The sequence below is a fragment of the Alteromonas sp. MTD1 genome (assembly GCF_042848195.1).
Taxonomy (GTDB): Bacteria; Pseudomonadota; Gammaproteobacteria; order Enterobacterales; family Alteromonadaceae; genus Alteromonas.
This window is the reverse complement of the sequence record NZ_BTGG01000003.1, coordinates 196,047-219,421: the sequence shown is the minus strand read 5'-3', so window position 1 is coordinate 219,421 and position 23,375 is coordinate 196,047. Positions and strand designations below refer to the sequence as shown.

23 protein-coding genes are annotated in these 23,375 nt (G+C 44.9%); 11 read left to right on the top strand and 12 right to left on the bottom strand.

Features of this window, described 5'->3' with window-relative positions:
* Positions 1–10: 10 nt before the first annotated feature.
* The gene (locus ACGHAV_RS05430) at positions 11–613 is read left to right on the top strand and encodes a YqgE/AlgH family protein (RefSeq protein ID WP_390377478.1); all 603 of its coding nucleotides are present in this window, start codon (positions 11–13) and stop codon (positions 611–613) included.
* Entirely contained in the window at positions 606–1,037 is a 432-nt protein-coding gene (ruvX, locus tag ACGHAV_RS05425; protein ID WP_334013636.1) for a Holliday junction resolvase RuvX, read from the top strand. Before ACGHAV_RS05430 ends, ruvX begins: the two co-directional genes overlap by 8 nt.
* Positions 1,038–1,106: 69 nt before the next feature.
* Here the strand turns inward: ruvX and ACGHAV_RS05420 are convergent, their stop codons facing one another.
* From ACGHAV_RS05420 to ACGHAV_RS05410, 3 genes are read right to left on the bottom strand one after another with little or no spacing between them, the layout of a single operon-like run.
* Positions 1,107–1,427, bottom strand: coding sequence for a DUF2007 domain-containing protein (locus tag ACGHAV_RS05420; RefSeq protein WP_390377474.1), 321 nt, complete (start codon positions 1,425–1,427; stop codon positions 1,107–1,109).
* Between the two features lie 35 nt (positions 1,428–1,462).
* Complete coding sequence (locus ACGHAV_RS05415; protein ID WP_390377471.1) at positions 1,463–2,575, bottom strand: PilT/PilU family type 4a pilus ATPase; 1,113 nt, start codon at positions 2,573–2,575, stop codon at positions 1,463–1,465.
* Positions 2,576–2,583: 8 nt separating this feature from the next.
* The gene (locus tag ACGHAV_RS05410; RefSeq protein ID WP_390377468.1) at positions 2,584–3,627 is read right to left on the bottom strand and encodes a type IV pilus twitching motility protein PilT; all 1,044 of its coding nucleotides are present in this window, start codon (positions 3,625–3,627) and stop codon (positions 2,584–2,586) included.
* Positions 3,628–3,654: 27 nt separating this feature from the next.
* On the opposite strand from ACGHAV_RS05410, the gene ACGHAV_RS05405 reads away from it, so the two are divergent.
* The 5 genes from ACGHAV_RS05405 (at position 3,655) to ACGHAV_RS05385 (ending at position 8,654) form a co-directional block, all read left to right on the top strand.
* Positions 3,655–4,341, top strand: a complete 687-nt coding sequence (locus tag ACGHAV_RS05405) for a YggS family pyridoxal phosphate-dependent enzyme (protein WP_390377465.1) — start codon at positions 3,655–3,657, stop codon at positions 4,339–4,341.
* A gap of 114 nt (positions 4,342–4,455) precedes the next feature.
* Positions 4,456–5,277, top strand: coding sequence for a pyrroline-5-carboxylate reductase (proC, locus tag ACGHAV_RS05400; RefSeq protein WP_334013642.1), 822 nt, complete (start codon positions 4,456–4,458; stop codon positions 5,275–5,277).
* A 20-nt stretch (positions 5,278–5,297) separates the two neighbouring features.
* The gene (locus tag ACGHAV_RS05395; protein WP_390377461.1) at positions 5,298–5,834 is read left to right on the top strand and encodes a YggT family protein; all 537 of its coding nucleotides are present in this window, start codon (positions 5,298–5,300) and stop codon (positions 5,832–5,834) included.
* A gap of 125 nt (positions 5,835–5,959) precedes the next feature.
* A complete protein-coding gene (locus tag ACGHAV_RS05390; RefSeq protein WP_390377458.1) occupies positions 5,960–6,400 on the top strand; it encodes a DUF4426 domain-containing protein in 441 nt (146 codons plus the stop codon).
* A 232-nt stretch (positions 6,401–6,632) separates the two neighbouring features.
* Entirely contained in the window at positions 6,633–8,654 is a 2,022-nt protein-coding gene (locus tag ACGHAV_RS05385) for an FAD-dependent oxidoreductase (RefSeq protein ID WP_390377455.1), read from the top strand.
* On the opposite strand, the gene ACGHAV_RS05380 is transcribed toward ACGHAV_RS05385, so the two are convergent.
* The 3 genes from ACGHAV_RS05380 to ACGHAV_RS05370 form a co-directional block, all read right to left on the bottom strand.
* Positions 8,651–8,986 (bottom strand): VOC family protein, encoded by a 336-nt coding sequence (locus tag ACGHAV_RS05380; protein ID WP_390377452.1) that lies wholly within the window; start codon positions 8,984–8,986, stop codon positions 8,651–8,653. The genes ACGHAV_RS05385 and ACGHAV_RS05380 overlap by 4 nt on opposite strands.
* A gap of 199 nt (positions 8,987–9,185) precedes the next feature.
* Entirely contained in the window at positions 9,186–11,018 is a 1,833-nt protein-coding gene (locus tag ACGHAV_RS05375; protein WP_390377449.1) for a DUF885 domain-containing protein, read from the bottom strand.
* 77 nt (positions 11,019–11,095) lie between these two features.
* Entirely contained in the window at positions 11,096–11,731 is a 636-nt protein-coding gene (locus ACGHAV_RS05370) for a glutathione S-transferase family protein (protein WP_390377446.1), read from the bottom strand.
* A 241-nt stretch (positions 11,732–11,972) separates the two neighbouring features.
* On the opposite strand from ACGHAV_RS05370, the gene msrA reads away from it, so the two are divergent.
* Positions 11,973–12,689 carry a peptide-methionine (S)-S-oxide reductase MsrA gene (msrA, locus tag ACGHAV_RS05365; RefSeq protein WP_390377443.1) on the top strand — a complete coding sequence of 239 codons (717 nt, stop codon included), beginning with the start codon at positions 11,973–11,975 and terminating at the stop codon, positions 12,687–12,689.
* Positions 12,690–12,755: 66 nt separating this feature from the next.
* Here the strand turns inward: msrA and ACGHAV_RS05360 are convergent, their stop codons facing one another.
* Both ACGHAV_RS05360 and yaaA read right to left on the bottom strand, forming a co-directional pair.
* Entirely contained in the window at positions 12,756–13,109 is a 354-nt protein-coding gene (locus ACGHAV_RS05360; protein ID WP_390377440.1) for an RNA recognition motif domain-containing protein, read from the bottom strand.
* A 233-nt stretch (positions 13,110–13,342) separates the two neighbouring features.
* The gene (gene yaaA, locus ACGHAV_RS05355; protein WP_390377437.1) at positions 13,343–14,119 is read right to left on the bottom strand and encodes a peroxide stress protein YaaA; all 777 of its coding nucleotides are present in this window, start codon (positions 14,117–14,119) and stop codon (positions 13,343–13,345) included.
* A gap of 326 nt (positions 14,120–14,445) precedes the next feature.
* Here yaaA and tal point away from each other — a divergent pair, with 326 nt between their 5' ends.
* The 3 genes from tal to ACGHAV_RS05340 all read left to right on the top strand — a co-directional run bounded on the left by tal (position 14,446) and on the right by ACGHAV_RS05340 (position 17,657).
* Positions 14,446–15,405, top strand: coding sequence for a transaldolase (gene tal / locus ACGHAV_RS05350; RefSeq protein ID WP_390377434.1), 960 nt, complete (start codon positions 14,446–14,448; stop codon positions 15,403–15,405).
* A gap of 57 nt (positions 15,406–15,462) precedes the next feature.
* Positions 15,463–17,112, top strand: coding sequence for a glucose-6-phosphate isomerase (gene pgi, locus ACGHAV_RS05345; RefSeq protein ID WP_390377431.1), 1,650 nt, complete (start codon positions 15,463–15,465; stop codon positions 17,110–17,112).
* 368 nt (positions 17,113–17,480) lie between these two features.
* Entirely contained in the window at positions 17,481–17,657 is a 177-nt protein-coding gene (locus ACGHAV_RS05340; protein WP_012519516.1) for a DUF3545 family protein, read from the top strand.
* Positions 17,658–17,713: 56 nt separating this feature from the next.
* Here the strand turns inward: ACGHAV_RS05340 and ung are convergent, their stop codons facing one another.
* From ung to thrA, 4 genes are all read right to left on the bottom strand, one after another.
* Complete coding sequence (gene ung, locus ACGHAV_RS05335; RefSeq protein WP_390377425.1) at positions 17,714–18,424, bottom strand: uracil-DNA glycosylase; 711 nt, start codon at positions 18,422–18,424, stop codon at positions 17,714–17,716.
* Positions 18,421–19,707 carry a threonine synthase gene (gene thrC, locus ACGHAV_RS05330; RefSeq protein ID WP_334013655.1) on the bottom strand — a complete coding sequence of 429 codons (1,287 nt, stop codon included), beginning with the start codon at positions 19,705–19,707 and terminating at the stop codon, positions 18,421–18,423. The genes ung and thrC overlap by 4 nt, the downstream gene beginning before the upstream one ends.
* A gap of 95 nt (positions 19,708–19,802) precedes the next feature.
* Positions 19,803–20,753: a homoserine kinase gene (thrB, locus tag ACGHAV_RS05325; RefSeq protein WP_390377422.1), complete on the bottom strand. Its 951-nt coding sequence runs from the start codon at positions 20,751–20,753 to the stop codon at positions 19,803–19,805.
* Between the two features lie 65 nt (positions 20,754–20,818).
* The gene (gene thrA / locus ACGHAV_RS05320; RefSeq protein WP_390377419.1) at positions 20,819–23,284 is read right to left on the bottom strand and encodes a bifunctional aspartate kinase/homoserine dehydrogenase I; all 2,466 of its coding nucleotides are present in this window, start codon (positions 23,282–23,284) and stop codon (positions 20,819–20,821) included.
* Positions 23,285–23,375 lie beyond the last annotated feature (91 nt).

The following is a 23,375-nucleotide window of genomic DNA, read 5'->3' as shown; positions in this document are numbered from 1 at the left end:
GAAAAGCACTATGACAGAAATGAAAAGTTTACAGAATCACTTCTTGGTTGCCATGCCAAGCTTGGACGATCCTTACTTTTCTCGATCATTAATTTACGTATGTGAACACAATGCCGAAGGCGCTATGGGGATTGTGGTAAACCAGCCTTCTACAATGAATGTGAAACAGTTGTTAGAACAGACCGACAAAGATCTTACCGTGTCTGAAGACAAAGCCGAGCAGATTGTGCTTGCTGGCGGACCAGTAAATCAAGAGCGCGGTTTTGTGCTGCATTCTCCGCAAATTACTGTAAAAAGCACATCGCAAGACGCTGAACAAAAATCGTGGGCATCAAGTTTAAAATTGGCGCCGAACGTAATGGTTACCACATCCAAAGATATCCTTACCGCCATTGGTAAAGACGAAGGCCCAGAAGACGTATTAATTGCACTTGGCTACGCAGGCTGGACCGCTGGCCAACTTGAAAAAGAAATGCAGGAAAATGCATGGCTAACCATTGAAGCCGATGAAGAAATCTTGTTTCGAACCCCAATGCACAAAAAGTGGCAGGCGACAGTAAATAAGCTTGGTGTTGATGTGTGGCAGCTTGCTCCTGGAGCTGGTCATGCCTGAGCAGGGAAGTCGCACAGTATTAGCATTCGACTTCGGCACAAAAAGCATTGGTGTTGCGGTAGGGCAAGAGATCACGGGAACAGCGTCACCACTTGCCGCCATTAAAGCGCGAGACGGCATTCCTGATTGGTCGCTCATTGAAAAGCTGTATGACGAATGGCAGCCGCACGTTGTTGTGGTAGGGCTACCTTTGAACATGGATGGCACCGAACAGGAAATGACGCAGCGCGCACGAAAGTTTGCTAATCGCTTACATGGTCGCTTTCGTGTAGCCGTTGAAGTATGCGACGAGCGACTTACTACCACCGACGCTAAAGCTATGCTCTTCGAATTGGGCGGTTATAAGAAATTAACGAAAGATAAAGTGGATAGCGTTTCGGCGTGCGTTATCTTTGCCAGCTGGAACGAGAGTCAATACGAGTAACCTCTGAGCGGGTGTTTGGGGATGTTTTTGGATTCAACTACGAAGTCTTTCTACCTCGCGTTTCTTGAATTATCTTGCTTTATTGCAGCTCCAGCATATCTCGAACGAACCGCCATTTTCTTCGCCACAGTGTTGGCAGAACCAGTCAACACCAGATGATGTTACACCGTCATTCGCCTTCAGAAAAAGGGCTTCAACCACTTTTGATGCCCTTGCATACCACGACTCATCTATAAGCCAAAGCTCTACCTGAGAGTCTTGCCATGGCAACTCGCCAATAGCACCGCTGGCAAATTCGTTTTTAACCATATACGGAATAGACAGTGCGTCTAACTCGCTACGCACTGCCTGTAGCTCAAATGCATCTTGCGACGAAAATAGCTTTTTCAAATAATGCTCCTGAAACTACTCTTCCTTTAAAGATATTAGTCGTCCATATCAATAGATACATTTGATAACGTACCCAAACTAGAACCATCACTTTTATCTAGTTTAATCATTAGGCGTAAGTCGTTTGGCGAGTCGGCGTGATGCAGCGCTTGGTCCATGTCAATTCTGCCGTCTTTATACAGATCGTACAGCGCCATATCAAAGCTTTGCATGCCCTGCTCTTTGCCTTTTTTCATCGCCTCTTTAAGTGCACCAATCTCGTTTCGTTGAATAAGGTCGCGTACCAACGGCGAGTTCAACAAAATTTCAATGGCAGCAACGCGGCCTTTTCCATCTGGCGTAGGAACAAGCTGCTGCGCCACGATAGCGCGAATGTTCAAGCTTAAATCGAAGCGAAGCTTGTCGTGCTGATCTTTCGGCGCCAAATGCATAATACGCTCTATAGCTTGGTTAGCGTTATTGGCGTGCAGTGTAGCCACACACAAATGACCCGTGTCAGCAAATGACATGGCGTATTCCATGGTTTCCATAGAGCGAATTTCACCAATAAGAATAACGTCAGGTGCCTGACGTAATGAGCTTTTCAGTGCATCATCGAAAGATTGAGTATCAATACCCACCTCGCGCTGTGTAATTACACAATTCTTGTGCTCGTGAACAAATTCGATGGGGTCTTCAATGGTAAGAATATGACCATGAGAGTTTTGGTTTCTATGACCAATTAACGCTGCCAGTGACGTTGATTTACCCGTACCCGTACCACCTACAAACAGCACCAGTCCGCGTTTTGCCATAATGATATCTTTTAAAACAGGCGGTAGCCCTAAGTCATCTGCTTTGGGTATTTCGGTAACAATTCTACGCACCACCATACCAGCCTGATCGCGCTGCCAAAACGCAGAGCAACGAAAGCGGCCGATACCTTCGCGCACAATAGCAAAGTTACACTCTTTAGAGTTGTGAAACTCTTGCTGCTGCTTTTCAGTCATAGCTTCGTGCACTAGCGAAAGGGACGCCTCTTCAGACGTTGCGCCATCAGATATGGGCGTAAGCTTACCGTTTATTTTTGCACTTACGGGAAAGCCTGCCGTAACAAACAAGTCAGAGGCATTATTGTCGACCATTTTTTGGAGAAGAGAATCTAGCATGGTCGCTCCTACAGACTGTTCATGGCTTGTTTATCAATAGACTTTTCAGCAGCGTCTTGCTTGGTAATAACGCCCATAGCCACTAAACGCTGTAGGCACTGATCCATAGTTTGCATACCGTGCGCCTGCCCTGTTTGAATAACCGAATACATTTGCGGCACTTTGTCTTCACGAATTAGGTTTCTGATAGCAGGAATACCCACCATAATTTCATGAGCAGCAACACGCCCACCACCTACTTTCTTAAGCAGGGTTTGCGAAATTACAGCGCGTAGTGATTCAGACAACATCGAGCGCACCATGGCTTTTTCTTCAGCTGGGAATACATCAATAATACGGTCGATAGTTTTAGGTGCCGAGTTAGTGTGAAGCGTACCAAACACAAGGTGACCGGTTTCTGCCGCTGAAATAGCAAGGCGGATAGTTTCTAAGTCACGTAACTCACCTACCAGAATAACATCGGGGTCTTCACGCAGTGCTGAACGTAGCGCATTGTTAAAAGAATGCGTATCGCGGTGCACTTCACGTTGGTTAACCAAACTAAGTTTGTTCTCGTGAACGAATTCAATAGGGTCTTCAATGGTAAGAATGTGCTCACGTTTATGCGTATTGATATGGTCTACCATGGCTGCAAGCGTTGTACTTTTACCAGAACCAGTAGCACCGGTTACCAATACAATGCCCGTAGGCTGGTTTATAATATCTTTGAAAATTTCTGGCGCGCCTAGATCGTCAAGCGTAAGAACATTACTTGGGATAGTACGCAATACCGCCGCTGCACCGCGGTTTTGAACGAAGGCGTTTACACGGAAGCGAGACAAACCACTTACTTCAAAAGAGAAATCGGTTTCAAGATTTTCTTCGTATTCCTTACGCTGCATGTCGTTCATGATTTCATAAACGAGGGCGTGAACTTGCTTATGGTCGAGGGCCGGTACATTGAGTTTTCGCATTTCGCCGTCAACGCGAATAATGGGCGGCAAGCCTGCTGACAAGTGCAAATCAGAGGCGTTATTCTTAACACTGAAGGCTAAAAGTTCGGTAATATCCACAATCACTTCTCCAAAACAAGGTGAATAATGCAAACAATAGCAGAAAGACTAAATTCCGCACGAAAAGGAATCCAACAAGCCGCTACCAATGCACATCGTCCACCAAATTCCGTTAAATTGCTAGCAGTTAGCAAAACAAAACCCGTATCGGATATTATGGATGCGTATAGCGCAGGACAACGATTGTTCGGTGAAAACTACGTTCAGGAAGGTGTTGAAAAGACGAAAGAACTTGCTCATCTATCAGATATTGAATGGCATATGATAGGGCCCATTCAGTCGAACAAAACCAAGGTGGTTGCTGAGCACTTTGACTGGGTGCAATCTGTCGATAGAGAAAAAATAGCGCGCAGGCTAAATGAACAAAGACCAGACAACCTAGCTCCTTTAAATGTGTGTATTCAGTTAAACATTGACGATGAAGACAGTAAGTCAGGCGTAAAGCCAGAAGCGTTAGATGAACTGGTATCGTTTATTCAGTCACAAGACAAGCTAATGCTTCGCGGGTTAATGGCGATTCCAAAAGCTACCCCTACTGAAGAAGAACAACAGCGTACTTTCGGTAAGCTAAAGGAATTATTCGACCATTACCACACATCGCTGAGCAATTTTGATACCCTATCCGTAGGAATGAGTGGCGATATGGTTGAAGCCATAGAAAACGGTTCAACTATGGTGCGTATTGGTACTGCTATATTTGGTAAGCGAAATTAGGCAACGGTTTCGAGATTCGTTGGCTGCGCTGAAGCCAAGTAGAAAGCTTGAGTGAAGCACAGAACTTAAATCTTGCGCGCTACACATTCACGAACATCAACATAGAGGATTTACATGCAACAGAAAAAATTAGCATTTATTGGCGCGGGTAACATGAGCCGCAGCATCATCAGTGGTTTAATTAAATCAGGTTATGCCAAAGAAAATATTTTGGCAGCTAACCCGTCTACCCCAAAACTTGATGGTTTAAAAGCCGAGTTCGGAATACACACCACACAGTCAAATGATGAAGCATGCCAGTTTGCTGATGCCATTGTGCTTGCAGTAAAACCCCAAATTATGGGCGACATGTGTGCTGAACTTCAAAAAAGTAACGATTTGTCGGGCAAGCTTTTCTTGAGCATTGCTGCGGGTCTGCCTGTATCTCGTTTACAAGAAATGCTGGGTGGCGAATACCCTGTAGTGCGTATTATGCCAAACACACCTAGTTTGTTGGGCAAAGGCATGTCAGGTATGTATGCCGATAGCACAGTGTCACAGTCTGACCGTCAGTATGTAGATGACGTAATGAATAGCGTTGGCGAGACCGTTTGGGTAGACCAAGAAGATGGCATTAATGGCGTAATCGCTGCAGCGGGCAGCAGCCCTGCTTATTTCTTCTTATTCCTTCAAAATATGCAAGAAGAAGCCATGAACATGGGCTTTGATAAAGCGCAATCGCGGCTTATGGTGCAACAAGCCATGTTAGGCGCGGCGGAAATGGTTTGTAACAACCCTGACCTTGAATTAAGTGAGCTTCGCGCCCAAGTTACATCAAAGGGCGGTACCACAGCTGAAGCGGTTAACACGTTTATCGACCAAGGGTTGAAAGACATTGTAAGTAAATCGATGCGAGCTGCTGTGGCCCGCGCCGAAGAAATGGCAAAACAGCTTTAACGTTTTAGGAAATTCAAAACATGAACGCAACGGTATTTTTGGTTGATACCTTATTCAGCCTTTACTTAATGGTGGTGATACTGCGCCTTTGGCTTCAAATGGTGCAGGCCGACTTCTACAACCCATTAAGTCAATTTGTTGTAAAAGCAACCCACCCTATTGTTGGCCCGTTGCGCCGTGTTATTCCTTCTATTGGACGATTCGACACTGCCACCTTCGTATTAGCCGTTGCCGTATGCGCACTGAAGCTCATTACGTTAGGGCTGATGTTTGGTGGCAACTTAAACCCCATTGGCATTGCCATTTTATCGATAATGGGCGTAATAAAAGAAACCCTGTCATTAATGTTCTGGGTTCTATTGTTGCGCGCAATATTAAGCTGGGTATCACAGGGGCGTTCTCCGGTAGACTATGTGCTGCATCAGCTAACCGAGCCATTCTTAGCACCTATCCGCAGAGTTATTCCACCATTAGGTGGCCTAGACTTATCAGTACTGATTGCCATAATTGCATTACAGTTTTTACAGCTGCTGATCCAAGACATCGTTCCTATGTAATTAAGGTAAAAGCAGTAGCTCGTGCACGACAACCGCAAGCTCGTCGTGCATAGAGTCCGGGGTATGCATAAGTAATTGCAAGTGTAATTGCGTGAGTAATTACGTAGGTAAAAGAGTAAGAGGATATGAAAAAATTAAATGCAATATGGCTAACATTTGCGGCGGTGTTTTTGTCGATAATAAGCGCAGGTGCACTTGCCGAGCAAAAGAAAACACTGGGTGAATGGGATGTACATTACATGGTTGTGGGTACACCGTTTCTTACGCCTGAAGTAGCGGCTCGTTATGGTATTGTGCGAAGCAAGTTTAATGCGCTGGTAAACATATCGGTGTTAGACAAAAACACGACCAAAGCACAGCGTGCGGATGTGTCGGGTGTTGCTAGAAATTTACTGGGTAATACGCGCAAGCTTACTTTCAAAAAGGTGGAAGATGGCGACGCTATTTACTACTTGGCTTCTTTGCCATTTCGCGACCAAGAAACCTTTCGTTTCGAAATAGATGTGAAAAAGGGCAACAGCCAACAAACGCTGAAGTTTCAGCAGAAAATGTATGTGGATGAATAGTCCTGCTATCTAACTGCTGTCATATTCCACATCCAAGAATATCATTATGGGAAAAGGTCATACTGTTGTATGGCCTTTTTTATTTGCTTAACGGTTTTATTCAAAAAAAGAGATACTTTGCTTTACCAACGACGTACCGTAGTAAATAATTATTTTAACTGGTCGGGCAAGTTAACTTGCTCACATGTGCCCTATTATTCGTAAAAATAAAAAATTAAAAAGAGAGTGACTCATGGCTACCCCTTTCCCACATCTACTTGAACCGTTAGACCTTGGTTTCACCACTCTGCGCAATAGAACGCTAATGGGTTCGATGCACTTAGGCCTTGAAGAAGAGAAAGGTGGGTTTAATAAGCTTGCAGCGTTTTACGCCGAGCGCGCAAAAGGCGGCGTTGGCCTAATTGTTACCGGTGGTATTAGCCCTAACATTTCAGGATGGGTTGCACCGTTCGCTGGCCGCATGACTCGTTCAGCGCACGCGAAGAAACACAAAGTCATTACCGACGCGGTGCATGCAGAAGGTGGCAAAATATGTATGCAAATTCTGCATTCTGGCCGCTACGGGTATCACCCTCTTGCTGTATCTGCTTCACCGATGAAGTCGCCAATAACGCCTTTTAAACCTCGTGAGCTTTCATCGCGTGGCGTACGAGGCACCATCAAAGACTACATTCGCTGTGCTAGCCTTGCGCAAAAAGCAGGGTACGACGGCGTTGAAGTAATGGGCTCGGAAGGCTATTTAATTAATCAGTTTTTCTGTAAGCGTACCAATCACCGCACTGATGAATGGGGTGGCAGTTTAGAAAACCGCGCTCGCCTAGCAGTAGAGATAGTGAAAGGCATACGTGAGAAAGTGGGTACTAACTTCATTATTATCTATCGCCTGTCTATGCTGGATTTAGTTGAAGGCGGCGCTGAATGGGATGAAGTGGTTTACCTAGCAAAAGAAATTGAAAAAGCAGGCGCAACGCTGATTAATACCGGTATTGGTTGGCATGAAGCAAGAGTACCTACCATTTCTACATCAGTACCACGCGCTGCATTCACGTGGATAACCAAGCGCATGAAAAAAGAAGTGTCGCTGCCATTAGTTACCACAAACCGTATTAATACGCCTGAGGTAGCGGAGTCTGTGCTGTCAGAAGGTCATGCCGACATGGTATCGATGGCGCGCCCTTTCCTTGCCGATGCGCACTTTGTGACTAAAGCTATGCGCAATGAATCTGCGCTTATCAATACCTGTATTGCATGTAACCAAGCTTGCTTAGATCACGCATTTGAACAAAAGCGTGCAAGCTGTTTGGTTAACCCGCAAGCCTGTTATGAAACTGAACTTACTTTTACGCCCACCACAACCAAAAAGAAACTGGCTGTTGTGGGCGCTGGCCCTGCCGGGCTCGCATTTTCGATGTATGCTGCCGACCGGGGCCATGAAGTGCATTTGTTCGACAAAGCGTCGGAACTTGGTGGGCAGTTCAATTACGCTAAACAAGTGCCTGGCAAAGAAGAGTTTTACGAAACGCTACGCTACTTTAAAAACCAATTGGAGCGCACAGGCGTTAACGTACACCTAAATACCGAAGTAACCGCTGATGCCCTCAAAAGCCAAGAGTTTGATGATGTTGTGCTAGCAACGGGTATTAAGCCTCGCGAACTGACTATAGAAGGGCACGACCATCCAAAAGTAATGAGTTACCTAGAGGTACTTCGTGACCATAAAGCTGTAGGCCAGAAAGTCGCCATTATTGGCGCTGGCGGCATTGGTTTTGACGTTGCCGAGTTTTTGGTTGAGCACGAAAGTTTAGCCGAAAACAAAGACAAATGGTTAGCACATTGGGGCATAGATACCGACTACACCACGCCAGGCGCGTTGAAAGAAAAGCACATCGAACCTTCTTCACGTGAAGTGTATTTACTCCAGCGTAAAACGTCTAAAGTAGGTAAAGGGCTGGGTAAAACCACCGGCTGGATCCACCGTCAGTCACTTAAGCACCACAACGTACAAATGATAAATGGCGTAAGCTATGAAAAAGTAGATGAAGAAGGCCTGCACGTGTTGATTAACGACACCCCAAAAGTGCTGCCTGTTGATAACGTGATAGTGTGTGCTGGCCAAGAGCCTTACAAGCCGCTAAAACAGCCTCTAGAAGAGGCCGGTATGACGGTACATATTATTGGTGGTGCAGATGTAGCAGCAGAACTCGATGCTAAACGCGCTATTCGCCAGGGTGCTGAGTTAGCAGCTAAGATTTAAAACTGATCAAACATGATAGCGTTGCCGTCTGGATCTTTAACCACAAGATGTCCGGGGCCGCTATCGCCTTTCACAGGCACTTCAATGGCAATATCTTGCTCTACAAATTTAGCCTGAAGCGCACGCACGTCGTCTGGGTTAAAGGTCATAATGTTGTCTTCAAACATGCCTTCGAACAAACCAATCATGGTGTTGCCACTTTTCATCATTAGCCACTTGTCTTCAATAGAACCACAAGACGGCATAGCTTCAAAGCCCAGCGCTTCATAAAACGCTTTAGATTTAACAATATCTTTAACCGATAAACTTAACGAAAATAACCCTAGTGACACGTTATTGTCTCCCCATGCAAACAATACAGATATGTGCAATTAATGTTCAAATGCTACTGTAGTGAACTACTATGACAATATCACTGCAATTAGTCGCAAAAACAAAAAAAGCCAGAAGTAGTGATTACTTACTGGCTTTTTATTGCTATTTAAGCGCTTCGGCTAAACTGGAAATGTAGCTATTGCTTTCCCTTAAACGTTAGCTTTTTTGGCTTGCAATCCAACGGTCAATTTTTTGTTCCAAGATAGCCATTGGTATACCGCCCGTGTTTAATATTTGCGCGTGGAATTCACGAATATCAAACTGTTCGCCCAATGTTTTCTCGGCGCGTGCACGAAGCTCTTGGATTTTAAGTGCACCTACTTTGTACGATAACGCTTGTGAAGGTATAGCGATGTAACGCTCTACTTCAGCAACCACTTCTGTGCGTGTCATACCTGAGTTATCAAGCATAAAGTCGATGGCTTGCTCGCGTGTCCAACCTTTAGCATGAATGCCCGTATCAACCACTAAACGCATTGCACGCAGCTGTTCGTCTTGAAGCGTACCATAGCGATTCCATGGGTTATCAAAAAAGCCCATTTCGTAACCCAAGGTTTCTGAATACAGTGCCCAACCTTCTCCAAACGCAGGTAAGAAACTAAAACGCATAAACGATGGCAGCGCTTCGTTTTCTTGTGCCAAACTTACTTGGAAGTGATGACCCGGCGCACCTTCATGAAGATACAACGTTACATTACCGGTAGTTAAACGGCTTGGTAAGTCGTAAGCGTTAAAGTAGAACGTACCTGGACGTGAGCCGTCAGGTGTACCCGGTTGATAAGAGCCACCTGCGCTGAACTGCTCAATGGCAGGGTCGTAAGGTTTAATCTCAAGCTCAGACTTTGGCAGTAGCGAGAAGTATTGGTCAATTTTCTCGTCAACCTCACGACCAATGCGATAGTAACTTTCAGTAAGTGCTTCGCGACTTTTAGGTTTGAACTGAGGGTCGGTGCGCACATAGTCGAAAAACTCGTTCAACGTGCCTTCAAACTTAACTTCGTCTTTTATCTCAAGCATATCGTTTTTAATACGCTTAACTTCTTTAAGACCTAAGTTATGCAGTTCATCTGGCGTCATTGGAAGCGTTGTAGAACCTTCAACCATTAACTGATAAAGCTTTGCGCCGCCTTTCATATCGCTAAGGCCAATGCTTTCTCGCGCTACCGGCAAATACTCATCACGTAAGAAGTCACGCATACGCGTGGTTGCATCGTAAATGTCTTGCGTTGCTTTTTCATAATCAGCGGTTAAGCGTGCTTTTTCTTGGTCTGAAAACTCTTCTGGGAACATGTTAATAGGCCCCCAGAATTGCGACTCTTTAATTGGAATAGCTAACTGTGTATCAAACTGTTTGATAACGCGGTCGATAGTCAACTTAGTCTCAAGTACACCCGACTCCATACCTTCACGGAATTTACCAATAGCGCGCTCAGATATAGCGATGTAGTCTTTATGGCGTGAAAGGTTGTTTTCGTAGTCTTCGATAGTCTTAAAAGGTGCTGCGCCCTTGCCGCTTGCAAACGATGGGTAGAACGTATGGAAACCGCTGAAATGATTAACAGGGCGTACTTCAGTTAACGCCGATATTTCATCAGTCGACATTTTAAGCGAGCGCTCTTGATTATACTTAAATACATCGTAAGCCAGCTTGTCAGTATCGCTTAGCTTACTTCTGTCGATTTGTTTCAATTCAGACAAATTAAGCTGCACCGCAGTTTTGCTCGCCAGTGCGTGTGAATCAGTTAAGAAGTCGCCCAGTCTGTCGGCATAACGCATATCACCGCGGAAAATCGCCATTACTGGGTTTAACGCAATATTGCGCTCATCGGCGGCGGCAAATATGGCAAACAACTTATCGTGTTCTGTTTCAGATACCTTTTTAACGGTTGTTTCGGCCTCTGCATGATTGTGTGCGTGCGCTATAAAACTTCCCGTTCCCAGTGCTAACGCCACTGCTCCACTCAACATAAGTGTTTTGAATGCTTTCATTTTATTTCCTTTGAAATGAGCTTTTTAAAAGCTCTCTGTCGTTATTTTGTATTTGCTATGAAACGTTTATATCTAATTTATTCTTGTGCAGGCAGGTGTGCCATTTCACCACGCCATGCCTTTTCGTAAGCTTCTCTTGCAAGCACTCGCTCGGCGTAAGCTTTTACATTGTCATGCGGTATTTCTTGTTTTGCACCTTTCGCCCACGCCAAAATGTGCCCGGCAATAACGTCGGCCATGGTAAACATGTTTCCGCATACAAATTCGTTATTGCCCAACATTGTTGAGAATACCTTTAACGCCCGCTGAAATTCCCACGCGCCAGTTTCTCGCATAGCAGGTATACGTTGCGCTTCAGGTAGAGCAAAAGAATGCTTGGCAATATTCCAGATAGGCTGTTCTAACTCGTTTGTTAAAAACACCATCATTTCTTCGTATTTTGCGCGCGCAAAACTGCCTGGTTCTGGAATAAATTCATGCATTCCGTGGCGCTCGGCAAGAAACGTGACAATAGCAGCCGATTCAGTAAGTATGCCTTCTGGCGTGTCTAAAGCAGGAATTTTTGAAGCAGTACTAATAGTTTTGAATTCTTCAGTTAAATGCTGGCCAGCCCTTAAATCAACAACGCTGTACTCGTAAGGTAAACTCAGCTCTTCTAAGGCCCAAGCTACGCGAACTGAGCGCGTTTTCGGATAGCCGTAAAGTGTATACATACCCTTGCTCTTTACTATTTCAATGTGACCTAACTGTAAGACGAATAGGCAAAAAGTGCCACAAAGAGTTTGTTACCATTTTTTTCGTAGCTAGCGTCTCGCCCAAGTATTGGAGCTTGTTGCTATTGGTAGGAATAATTTGCGATGTAACCCGGTCTTTTATTATGAACCGTATAGAAATATAGAACCTTAGCTCGCCGTTATGGGTAAGCTAATTGGTCTGTACACGAAAGGGAAAATAATGAAATCAGTTGTCGTTAAATATCTTACCAGCGCGTCTACGCGCTCTTTTGCGTTTTTGAAGCAAAAGACCTCAAGTAATAAGCCGCCAAACGCTAAGCAATCATCAGTATCGGCATCCGCATCGGTTTTGCTATTCGCCGCGCTATCTTCGTCACTCTTAACGCCATTGCTTTCATCGCAGGCGTTTGCAGATGAAGCGGTGCTGGCAGGTGGCTGCTTTTGGTGTATGGAGGCAGATTTTGAAAAACTAGAGGGCGTGACCGATGTGGTATCGGGTTTTACTGGCGGAACAGCCCCAGACCCTACCTATAACGGAAACCATAAAGGCCATTATGAAGCGGTTAAAATTACCTACGATGGCGACAAGCTCTCGTACAAGGATATTCTCGATCATTATTGGGTAAACATCGACCCTTTTGATGACAGAGGTCAGTTTTGTGATAAAGGCCCAAGTTATCTTAGCGCCATATTTGTGGCGAATGCAGAAGAGCGAAAGATCGCAGAGGCAACAAAACGCGCCGTTGTTGAACGATTTCCCGACAAGACAGTAGTTACGCCCATTTTACCGGCTTCTACGTTTTACCCTATTAAAGGAAAAGAAATAGGTCATCAGGACTTTTACAAAAAAAGCCCCGTTCGCTATAAGTTTTATCGTTGGAACTGCGGTCGTGATCAGCGTTTAGAAGAGATTTGGGGGCCAAAAACTAAGGGCTAAGAGTTAAAAGCTGGAAGTTAAAAACGAAGAGCCACCAGCCAAACACGGCGTATGAAAGGCGAAAATCTATTCGCCTTCGTCACTAGACTTATTTGCCGCGCCCGGAGCATTCGCCCAAACGTCGTCAGGTATTTCTCTGGTTGCAGCAGGTTCATGCTCGGCGGCTGCAGCTTGTTTTTTCTCTTGATTCGACCATTTAACGCGAATTTTCTTGCCGTTTATTACTTTCGCATTTAATGCTTCTATAGCGCTATCGGTTTCGTCTTGGCTGCTCATTTCAACAAAACCAAACCCTTTCGACATACCCGTCGCGTCGTCCATTACAAGGTCGCACGAAACTATGGTACCGAATTCAAAAAATAGGTCTTCAAGGTCGTCTTTAACAAAGGTTTTAGGAAGGTTACGAACGAGTATGCTCAATGGATAATTCCGCTATGTTGTAAATAGTGTGTGGTGAATAAAGCGAGTGTGTCGCACTTAAATCGTGCGGAATCACAATAGCTTTAATACACAAAGTTTAGCACACAGCGAGCTTGCCACACGGAAAATGTACAGCATGCCAATGTAATATTAATGGTGTTTGCCTCAGAATTTTCCGAGGCAAACAGGTGGTCAGATTAACGTTATTGCCAGAACAGCGATTAGCGCTTCAGTTACGCTTCTTGATTTCTAAGAAAAACCAACTCTGTTGACGAGCTTTGCTCTTCGCTAAACACATAACCGTCTACGTCGAAAGCTTTCAATCCTTCAACATCTTCAACACGATTTTCGATAATATATCGCGCCATTAGGCCGCGCGCTTTTTTGGCGAAGAAGCTTATGATTTTATATTGTCCGTTTTTGCAGTCTTTGAATGTTGGCGTAATTACCATACCGTTAAGCTGCTTTTTCTTAACAGCTTTAAAGTATTCATTCGACGCTAGGTTCACCAAAACGTTATCGCCTTGCTCTTCCATTGCATCATTCAGCACTTGCGTAATGCGATCGTCCCAAAATGCGTAAAGATCTTTACCATCAGGGTTCGCTAGCTTTGTGCCCATCTCTAAACGGTATGCTTGCATTAAATCAAGCGGGCGCAGAAGACCGTACAATCCAGATAATATTCTTAAATGGTTTTGTGCATACGCTACCGAGTCTTCACTTAACGTGTAGGCGTCCAGCCCTGTATATACATCACCATTAAATGCATACATAGCTTGGCGCGCATTATCGGTAGTAAATGGTGTAGTAAACTCAGCAAATCGATTGGCGTTAAGCGTAGCCAGTTTGTCACTTATTTTCATTAATGAAGACAAGTCTGCAGGAGATAGCGTTCTACATACTTCCATTAAACGATTGGTGTCTTCAAGCATAGCAGGTTGGGAAAAGTCGCTTACTGGTATGCTGCTTTCAAAATCGAGATTTTTTGCTGGGGAAACTACAACTAACATTTCAACTCCTTAGTTCGGTACGGCGCTATTGTACCACTTGATACGATTCAAACATCAAAATGGCATAAGAAAGACATAAATTGGCTTAACAGAGAAATCCGATTAGCAGTTATTTTGCCTGTGTACCATTCCATAACTTGGGTGGGTTTGGTATAAATAGGGCATTCCAGATATGAATGATCCTATCAAGCTGCGCAACCCTACAACGCAGTAGCGAACCAACAATAAAAGCGAGCATTTAAGGCGCGCTATCCAAAGCTTCTGGTGCAACCTGCACTAGAATGTAGAAATTGAAAAAATTACTGAAATAAAGAATAGAGAGAACTATGAGCAATCAGCTAGCTTCATTACGTGATATTACTACCGTTGTTGCAGATACCGGCGACATTGATGCAATTAAAAAGTATCAACCTGTAGACGCTACTACTAACCCTTCACTATTGCTAAAAGCCGCTAGCCTTCCTCAGTACGCTAGCCTTATCGACGACGCAGTTGCTTGGGCTAAGCTGCAGTCTAACGATGCGGATCAGCAACTTACAGATGCAGCTGACAAACTTGCCGTCGCAATTGGCAAAGAGATTTCAGGTACTATCCCAGGTCGTATTTCTACCGAAGTTGATGCACGCCTTTCTTTCGACAAAGCCGCAACGATTGAAAAAGCAGAACGTTTAGTTCAGCTATATCAAGATGCTGGCATCGATAAGTCACGTATTCTTATTAAGATTGCGTCTACGTGGGAAGGCATTCAGGCTGCTGCAGAGCTAGAGAAAAAAGGCATTCAGTGTAACTTAACGCTTCTTTTCAGCTTTGCTCAAGCACAAGCATGTGCAGAAGCCGGCGTATACCTGATCTCTCCTTTCGTAGGCCGTATTCTTGATTGGTACAAAAAGGCTACAGGTAAAGAGTCTTACGCATCTGACGAAGATCCAGGTGTAGTATCAGTAACTAAAATTTATAACTTCTACAAAGAGCACGGTTATAAGACGGTTGTTATGGGCGCAAGCTTTAGAAACATCGGTGAAATTCAGGCGTTAGCAGGTTGCGACCGTCTTACTATTAGCCCAGCCCTTCTAGAAGAGCTTGCTAACGAAACGGGCGAGCTTGAAGTTAAATTAAAAGACAATGGTGCAACTAAAACTCCTGGTGAGCGCTTAACTGAAAGCCAATTCCGCTGGGAAATGAACCAAGATGCCATGGCCACTGAAAAGCTATCAGAGGGTATTAGAAACTTCGCTGCAGACCAAGACAAGCTTGAAGTAATGCTTCGCGAAAAGCTTAGCGCATAAGCACAAGCGCATTATTCGAAGCGTCTAAACCCAAAAGCAGAAGGAAAGAATTGCACCATGAGTGTTTTAACGTCATTACCTGAGTATAAAAAACTGGGCGAGATTGCGCAGTCAATTAAAACTGCGCACATGCGTGACTGGTTTGCGAATAACCCAAATCGCGCTGAAGAAATGCAACTTGAGGCGTGTGGAATCTATTTAGATTACTCCAAAAATCGTGTTTCAAAAGACGCGTTGGACGGTTTGTTTAACCTTGCACGTGTGTGTAACGTTGAAGGGCTGCGCGATGCCATGTTCGCAGGCGAGCAGATTAACTCAACAGAAGGCCGCGCTGTACTTCATACCGCACTTCGCAACTTTTCTGATCGCAAGGTTGTGGTTGATGGCGAAGATGTTATGCCAGAGGTACGCGCAACGTTAGATAAAATAGAAGCGTTTACCGCTTCTGTACACAGCGGCGAGCATAAAGGTTATACGGGTAAACCAATTAAACACATTGTGGCAATTGGCATTGGCGGGTCTTTCCTTGGCCCTAAGATAATGACCGAGGCACTTAAGCCGCACACGGTTGATAGCGTTAAAGTGCACTTTGTAGCAAACGTTGATGGCTGCCATATACACGATGTGCTTTCTAGCGTAGATTTTGAAGAAACATTGGTAGTTATGTCTTCAAAATCGTTTTCGACACAAGAAACGCTGCAAAACACAATGACAGCGAAAGACTGGTTCTTGAAGTCAGGTGGCACACAAAGCGATATTGCAAAACACTTTGTTGCGGTGTCGTCGAACGTTAAAGCCGCTACTGAATTTGGTATCGACGCTGACAATATATTTCCAATGTGGGACTGGGTGGGTGGCCGCTATTCACTGTGGTCTGCTATTGGTCTGCCTATTTCACTGGCACTGGGTTTTGAGAATTTTAAAGGCTTGCTAGAAGGCGCGTTTGAAATGGATACGCATTTCAGTACCGCACCGCTTGAGCAAAACATGCCTGTGTTACTTGCCGTTTTGGGTGTATGGTATCGTAGTTTCTTTGATGCACAATCTCACGTACTTTTACCTTACTATCACTATCTGCGTGGCCTACCTGCATACGTGCAACAGCTTGATATGGAAAGTAACGGCAAAGAAGTGACCCAAGATGGCGATAACGTAGACTATCCTACCGGCCCTATCATTTGGGGAAGTGAAGGTACCAACGGTCAGCATAGCTTCCACCAGCTAATTCACCAAGGCTCTGGCGTGATACCTGCTGATTTTATGCTGCCACTTAATGTGCCCAACCAAGACGATACGCATCACGCTATGCTCGCCTCTAATTGCTTTGGTCAAACCCAAGCGCTAATGCAAGGTAAAACCTTCGAGGAATGTTATGCAGACCTTGAAAGCAAAGAGCTTGACGATGCTGAGCGCAAGCGTCTTGCTGCGCACAAAACTATGCCTGGTAACAAGCCTAGTAATACATTTTTATTCGATAGCCTAACGCCAAAAATTCTTGGCGCGCTGGTTGCAATGTATGAGCATAAGGTATTCGTTCAGGGTGTTATCTGGAACCTAAACTCTTTCGACCAATGGGGCGTTGAGTTAGGTAAAGTACTAGGAAACCAAGTGCTTGCAGGCATTCAAGGTGAAGCAGACAAAGACAGCTTTGACGCTTCTACTCAACAATTGATTGCTAAATTCAGAGCAGCGAATGCACCAAAATAGGGAATTTGAGGCAAATTAAATTTGCTCATTTGGTGCAAAAACAAACTGAACGGTCATCTTTTAAACAAATTAAAGATGGCCGTTTTTTTATGTTGATGTTAATTAAGCGCAAAACGACAGACTGCAATTACTAACGCACAACACAATTTTGTTCACAAACAATACAAATACTATCAATTACATAGCATTTTTGTTTATAGACTGAACACCCGGCTAATACCTTGCCTTTGTCATCATATCGTCACAACTTGTTAATAAAAGGTAAATTTAACTATTTTATTTTAGTGGCGGCTGTGATACAAAATTGTACAGAGGGAAATTTATAAAAAGCTCTGTATTAGTTGTAGTGGTACAAAAAGGAGATCCCAGTGGATAAGTCAGATCTATTTGCCATGTTAGACATCGAAGCAAGCCCAGCTAAAACCAAAAGCAAAAAACGTAAGTGGAGAGAAATCGAAGCGCTACAAGATCGCTACAAATTAGAAAAAGAACTTGCCGAACTCGATTGTGGGTTCGAGTATGAGCTAGAAACACTGGAAAGATAACAAGAAGGCTGCCTGAACACTCAGGCAGCCTTTTTACTTTCTAGGCCTTACGAACGTTATACTTGCCAGCTTATGGGCGTTTGCCCAGTTGCTGACAGGTAAGCGTTAGTTTGGCTAAAGTGCTTACAGCCAAAAAAACCGCGATAGGCAGACAGTGGCGAAGGGTGCGGACCACTTATCACCTGATGTTTTTCACGGTTAATGTGTTTGCCCTTCTTTTGTGCGTGTCCACCCCAAAGTAAAAACACAACGTTTTCACAGTGTGCGTTTACAGCCGATATTACTTTATCTGTAAAGCGCTTCCAGCCCCACTTAGCGTGGCTGTTTGCATTGCCCTGCTCTACAGTTAATACCGAATTTAATAACAACACGCCCTGCTGTGCCCAAGCGGTTAATGTACCGTGTTCAGGTATGTTGAACCCTTCAATATCTTCGGCTAGCTCTTTGTATATATTGACTAGTGAAGGCGGTACTTTTACCCCGGGTAATACAGAAAACGCCAAACCATGGGCTTGGTTGGGACCGTGGTAAGGGTCTTGCCCAAGAATAACGACTTTAACTTCATTAAGTGGCGTTAATGACAGTGCATTAAATACGTCACTTTTAGGCGGATAAATAGTTTTTCCCGCTGCGCGCTCTGCCTCTATTCGCGCAAGTAAATCAACAAAATACGCTTGTTGCTTTTCTTCGCCAAGCGCATCTTGCCATGTTACTACTTCGCCTTTACTGTCACCACGACCTTCTACCATTGTCTCATTTAGACTCATGCTTTCAGCAGTTCCATCATGTGCTGCTTAAGCGCGTCATACGACGCAGGAAGGTCTACCGCCAAGCTGTCCTCGCCCGCCACATCGGCCAACGCTTTGGGTAGGCTAATAGGGTTTCCAAGCACGTTTTCAACAGTTTCTCTAAATTTCGCAGGGTGCGCCGTTCCAAGGAACAAGCCTATTTCACCATCTTCTAAATCGTGGCTTACTGCACGATAGGCGATGGCGGCGTGAGGCTCACTTACATAGCCGTGCTGCGCTAATTGACGCATAGCTAATTGTGTATACTCCTCATCAACCATTTCGCCTTTTAAACATGCTTTGTCGATGTAGCCACGCTCTATAAGTGCTTCTATTCTCGGCCAATTGTTCGGTTGACTTACATCCATAGCATTAGACATTGTGGCTACGGTTGATTTTGGTGCCCATTCGCCAGTTTTTAAATAGCGAGGAACCGTGTCGTTCAAGTTAGTAGCTGCAATAAAGCGCTTAATAGGCAAGCCTAACGCTTTGGCTATCATGCCCGCCGTTAAATTACCAAAGTTACCGCTTGGTACAGACACCACAAGCTGATCGCGTTTATCTTTTGGCAGCTGACTAAACGCTTCAAAGTAGTAACATACTTGCGCTAACAGTCGGCTTATATTAATTGAGTTTGCTGAGTTTAAATGCAGCCCTTCTCGCACATCAGGATCGTCAAATGCGGTTTTAACCAACGCCTGGCAAGCATCAAAGTCAGATTCAATGGCAACAGTATGAATATTGCCACCAAGGGTGGTGAACAGCTTCTCTTGTAGCGCGCTTATTTTGCCCTTAGGAAACAAAATAACTACGTTGATGTTATCAATACCGTGAAAAGCATGCGCTACCGCTGCGCCTGTATCACCTGACGTTGCAGTAAGAATGGTGATGGGTTTCCCTTCACTAATACGCGACAACGTTTGCGCCATAAAGCGCCCACCAAAGTCTTTAAAGGCGAGGGTTGGGCCGTGAAATAGTTCAAGTGAATATACGTTGTCGGTAACTTGTTCTACTGGCGCACCGAAAGCAAATGCCGATTTTACAATGGCGTCTAATTCACCATCATTTAGCTCGTCACCTATTAAAGCACGAAGTACTTCAATACTGCGTTCAACAAAAGGCTTTTCTAGCAAGGCATCTATATCGCTAAGCGTTGGAATATGCTCTGGAAAGTACAAACCTTGGTTTTTACCTAAACCACGCTTTACTGCTTCAGCAAAGCTTGCCGTGTCTGATGAATCTTTTAAATTTACTAATTCCACTTGCTGTTACCCTTTTTACTCGGTCTATAAGCATGGCATTGCTTAAGCCTTTCTATATTTTTTTTACGTTTCTCACTTTCGCATTGATAAGTGCTTTATTGCACGGCCACCTGCGTGCCTGCTTTTGGTATTTGGCACACGTGGCTAAAGCCATCCTCGTTTTGCACATAGTGCTTTGAAAGGTATGCCGACACTTCTTCGGCCTGCGCTTTCGATGAGCATACCGCAAAAACGGTAGGCCCTGACCCCGAAATACCAAATGCTAGCGCCCCCACTTGCTCACTAAACGCGCGTGCTTCGTCGAAACCCGGTAGCAAAGACTTGCGATAAGGTTCGGCAATAACATCATTCATTACCGATGCCGCAAGCGCGAAGTCTTTTGCATGTAATGCATGCACAAATACGCCTAACTGACGGCCAAACGTCAGTGCGGTAGCCATGTCTACCTGCTTGGGCAGAATGTCGCGCGCCGCTGCCGTTGAAACGCTTATTCCTGAATAACAAATGGCGTAATACCAGTCATCATTCAGCGGCAGCGACAGCGTTACAGGGCTGTGCGCTCCCGTCATTAACGTCATACCACCTAAGTAACATGGCGCAACATTGTCGTAGTGCACGCTTCCGCTTATTTGCCCTTCAAGCTCGCCCATCATAGTTAAAAGCGTGTCTTTATCGTAGGGATTATCGAAATACGCATTGAGGGCAGTAAATGCCGCAACAATAGAGCTAGCGCTTGAACCTAAACCGCTACCGATGGGTAAGTTCTTATGCAGCGTAAGTGCAACTGGCGATGCGGCCCTGCCAGCCTTTTGCATTTCTTCGCAAAAGAAATGGTAGCACTTAGTAACAATGTTACTGCTTACATCACCGGGCAGTTTGTGCGCGAACGGGCCGGTAACCTTTAGTGAAAATGTATCTGCGGCCTGTATTTCAACTTCGTCACCAAGCTTGCTCCCGTCAACTGGGGCAAGCGCTGCGCCCAGTACGTCAAAGCCAAGGCTGACATTTCCGATAGATGCAGGCGCATAGGCCTTTAGTGCTTTCATTACTGCGCTACCTATTATTTTTAACTACTGCATTAAACTGCTATATAAATCTGTTAAATAAGCGCTTAGTGCGCCATTTGTTTCCACGGCATAGTACGAAGAATATCGGCAAATACACCCGCCGCGGTTACCGTACCACCTGCACCATATCCACGAATAACGTATGGAATAGGGTTGTAGTAGTCGCTATTTATAGCCAGTGCGTTTTCGCCATCTTTTACCTGTGACAGCGGGTTACTTGCCGGCACCGCCTGAATGCTTACCTTGCATTTGCCATCTTCAATACTACCAATGTAGCGAAGCACTTTTCCTTCTGCCTGAGCAGACTTCACCTTTTCAGCAAAGTCTGAATCTAACTGTGGTAATTGACGCATAAACTCATCAATAGAGCAGTTTTCAGCAAACCCTGCTGGTAACACCGACTCTATTTCAATATCACTAAGTTCTAGTGCCAAGTCGGCCTCTCTTGCCATAATAAGCAGCTTCCTCGCTACATCCATACCACTTAAGTCATCGCGAGGGTCAGGCTCAGTAAAACCGTTATCCTTGGCGGTTTGTGTAGCCTCAGACAAACTCATGCCCTCTTCCAGCTTGCCAAACACATAAGACAAGCTGCCAGATAAAATGCCTTCAAAACGATGCAGTACATCACCTGCGCTAAAAAGCTTTTGCAAGTTATCAATTACCGGAAGACCCGCACCAACTGTCGTCTCGTAAAGATACTGGCGGTTAGTGCTCTGCGCGGTTCTGCGAAGCTTCTTGTAGTAAGCCATTTCGCTGGTATTTGCTTTTTTATTCGGCGTTACTACGTGAAAGCCATTTTCCATCATATCAACATACTGCGACGCTATCGCTTCATGGCTAGTACAATCAACAATAACAGGGTTCACTAAACTGTTGTCATTCGCAAACTGATGAAGGCGCTCTACGCTCAGCATTTCGCTGGCAGAATCTAGCGCTGCTTTCCAGTCGCTACTTAAATCTATGCCCTGACTGTTAAGCAACAGCTTACGGCTATTCGCAATACCATAAACACGAAGCTGAACATTGCGCTTTAACAACTCATCTTGCTGCTTAGCAATTTGACCTAGTAATTCAGTGCCTACATTGCCACACCCTACTAGGAATACGTCGATGGTATGGCGGTCAGAGAAAAAATTCTGATGAATTACTTTAACGGCTTTCTTAGCACGCTTGCTTTCTATAACTGTTGAAATTGAACGCTCAGACGAACCTTGCGCAATAGCAACATTGTTCACACGGGCCTGTGCTAACGAGTTAAAGAAACGCGCTGCCAACCCTTTTGCCTGGCGCATTCCGTCGCCGACAAGGGTAACAATGGCAAGGTCGTGCCTTACTTCAATGGGGTCGAGCAGTTGGTTTTGTAACTCAAGCGCAAAGGCATCTTCTAGAAGCGTAAGTGCGCGATTTGCGTCTTTGCTTTGAATACAAAAACTAATTGAATATTCAGACGATGACTGTGTAATTAGACTAATTGAGATATTCGCATTAGACATTACTTCAAACACACGGCTTGCCATGCCAACCATGCCTTTGAGGCCAGGGCCTGCAACGTTAAACATAGTTACGTTATCTAGCTGCGAAATGCCTTTTACCGACGTCCACTTTTCGCTTTTTTCATTACTGATAAGCGTACCGGGCGCAGCAGGGTTTAGCGTGTTGCGAATTAAGCAAGGTATATGGTGCTGCGCAATAGGGCCAATGGTTTTAGGGTGAAGTACTTTCGCACCAAAGTAAGAAAGCTCCATGGCCTCCTGATACGTTAACTTATCAAGTAAAACGGCACCCTCAACCTGATTAGGATCGGCGTTGTACACACCATCTACGTCTGTCCAAATCTCACAACAGCTAGCATCAATACAGGCAGCCAGAATGGCAGCAGAGTAGTCAGAACCGTTGCGCCCAAGTGTTACCTTTTCACCTTGTTCATTTGCTGCAACAAAGCCTGGCATAACAAGCAGCTCACTACCGTCATTCGGTACGTCAGAGAATCGCGCTTTACTTAACGCAACGTCTGCAATGCTATCTAGATAGTCGCCTTCGGCAAGTACGTATTTTACAGGGTCGATAATACGGTTTGCCACGCCTTTAGCAGATAAGATTTCGCTGAAAAGTGTGACTGAGATGTACTCACCAATACTTAATATTCCCGCCGACACGTTGTCTGGTGCCACACCAAGAAGCTTTATTCCTTCTAGGTGCTGCTTAAGCAAACTTAGATGATCATTGATAAAAGCAATAACAGTGTCGTATGCAAAACCTGTAAGGGTTTCGTTTAGGTGATTGGCAATACCTGTAACCGTGTCGTTAAGCTTATTGAAAAGAGGTTGGAAATCGTCACCAGCGGCCGCTTGTTCACACAGTAGTGATAGCGCATTCGTTACCCCTTTTGGGGCAGACAGCACAACCGCAGCACCGTCGGTTTGGTGGGTTGCCGTGCTAATTTCCATCACGCGCATATATCGCGGTGCATCGGCAAGAGAAGAACCCCCAAACTTTAAGACTTTCATATGCTGCTCCTTAAGGTTTCGCATGCTAAAACGTGAGTAAAAAAAAGCCCGCTCTGTGTTAGGCGGGCTTTCGTTGTCTTTTGCTTACTTG

Coding starts and splice junctions, on each gene's coding strand:
- ACGHAV_RS05430 (WP_390377478.1), top strand. CDS start 11: ATGACAGAAATGAAAAGTTTACAGAATCACTTCTTGGTTGCCATGCCA.
- ruvX (WP_334013636.1), top strand. CDS start 606: ATGCCTGAGCAGGGAAGTCGCACAGTATTAGCATTCGACTTCGGCACA.
- ACGHAV_RS05415 (WP_390377471.1), bottom strand. CDS start 2,575: ATGCTAGATTCTCTTCTCCAAAAAATGGTCGACAATAATGCCTCTGAC.
- ACGHAV_RS05405 (WP_390377465.1), top strand. CDS start 3,655: ATGCAAACAATAGCAGAAAGACTAAATTCCGCACGAAAAGGAATCCAA.
- proC (WP_334013642.1), top strand. CDS start 4,456: ATGCAACAGAAAAAATTAGCATTTATTGGCGCGGGTAACATGAGCCGC.
- ACGHAV_RS05395 (WP_390377461.1), top strand. CDS start 5,298: ATGAACGCAACGGTATTTTTGGTTGATACCTTATTCAGCCTTTACTTA.
- ACGHAV_RS05390 (WP_390377458.1), top strand. CDS start 5,960: ATGAAAAAATTAAATGCAATATGGCTAACATTTGCGGCGGTGTTTTTG.
- ACGHAV_RS05385 (WP_390377455.1), top strand. CDS start 6,633: ATGGCTACCCCTTTCCCACATCTACTTGAACCGTTAGACCTTGGTTTC.
- ACGHAV_RS05375 (WP_390377449.1), bottom strand. CDS start 11,018: ATGAAAGCATTCAAAACACTTATGTTGAGTGGAGCAGTGGCGTTAGCA.
- ACGHAV_RS05370 (WP_390377446.1), bottom strand. CDS start 11,731: ATGTATACACTTTACGGCTATCCGAAAACGCGCTCAGTTCGCGTAGCT.
- msrA (WP_390377443.1), top strand. CDS start 11,973: ATGAAATCAGTTGTCGTTAAATATCTTACCAGCGCGTCTACGCGCTCT.
- yaaA (WP_390377437.1), bottom strand. CDS start 14,119: ATGTTAGTTGTAGTTTCCCCAGCAAAAAATCTCGATTTTGAAAGCAGC.
- tal (WP_390377434.1), top strand. CDS start 14,446: ATGAGCAATCAGCTAGCTTCATTACGTGATATTACTACCGTTGTTGCA.
- pgi (WP_390377431.1), top strand. CDS start 15,463: ATGAGTGTTTTAACGTCATTACCTGAGTATAAAAAACTGGGCGAGATT.
- ung (WP_390377425.1), bottom strand. CDS start 18,424: ATGAGTCTAAATGAGACAATGGTAGAAGGTCGTGGTGACAGTAAAGGC.
- thrB (WP_390377422.1), bottom strand. CDS start 20,753: ATGAAAGCACTAAAGGCCTATGCGCCTGCATCTATCGGAAATGTCAGC.
- thrA (WP_390377419.1), bottom strand. CDS start 23,284: ATGAAAGTCTTAAAGTTTGGGGGTTCTTCTCTTGCCGATGCACCGCGA.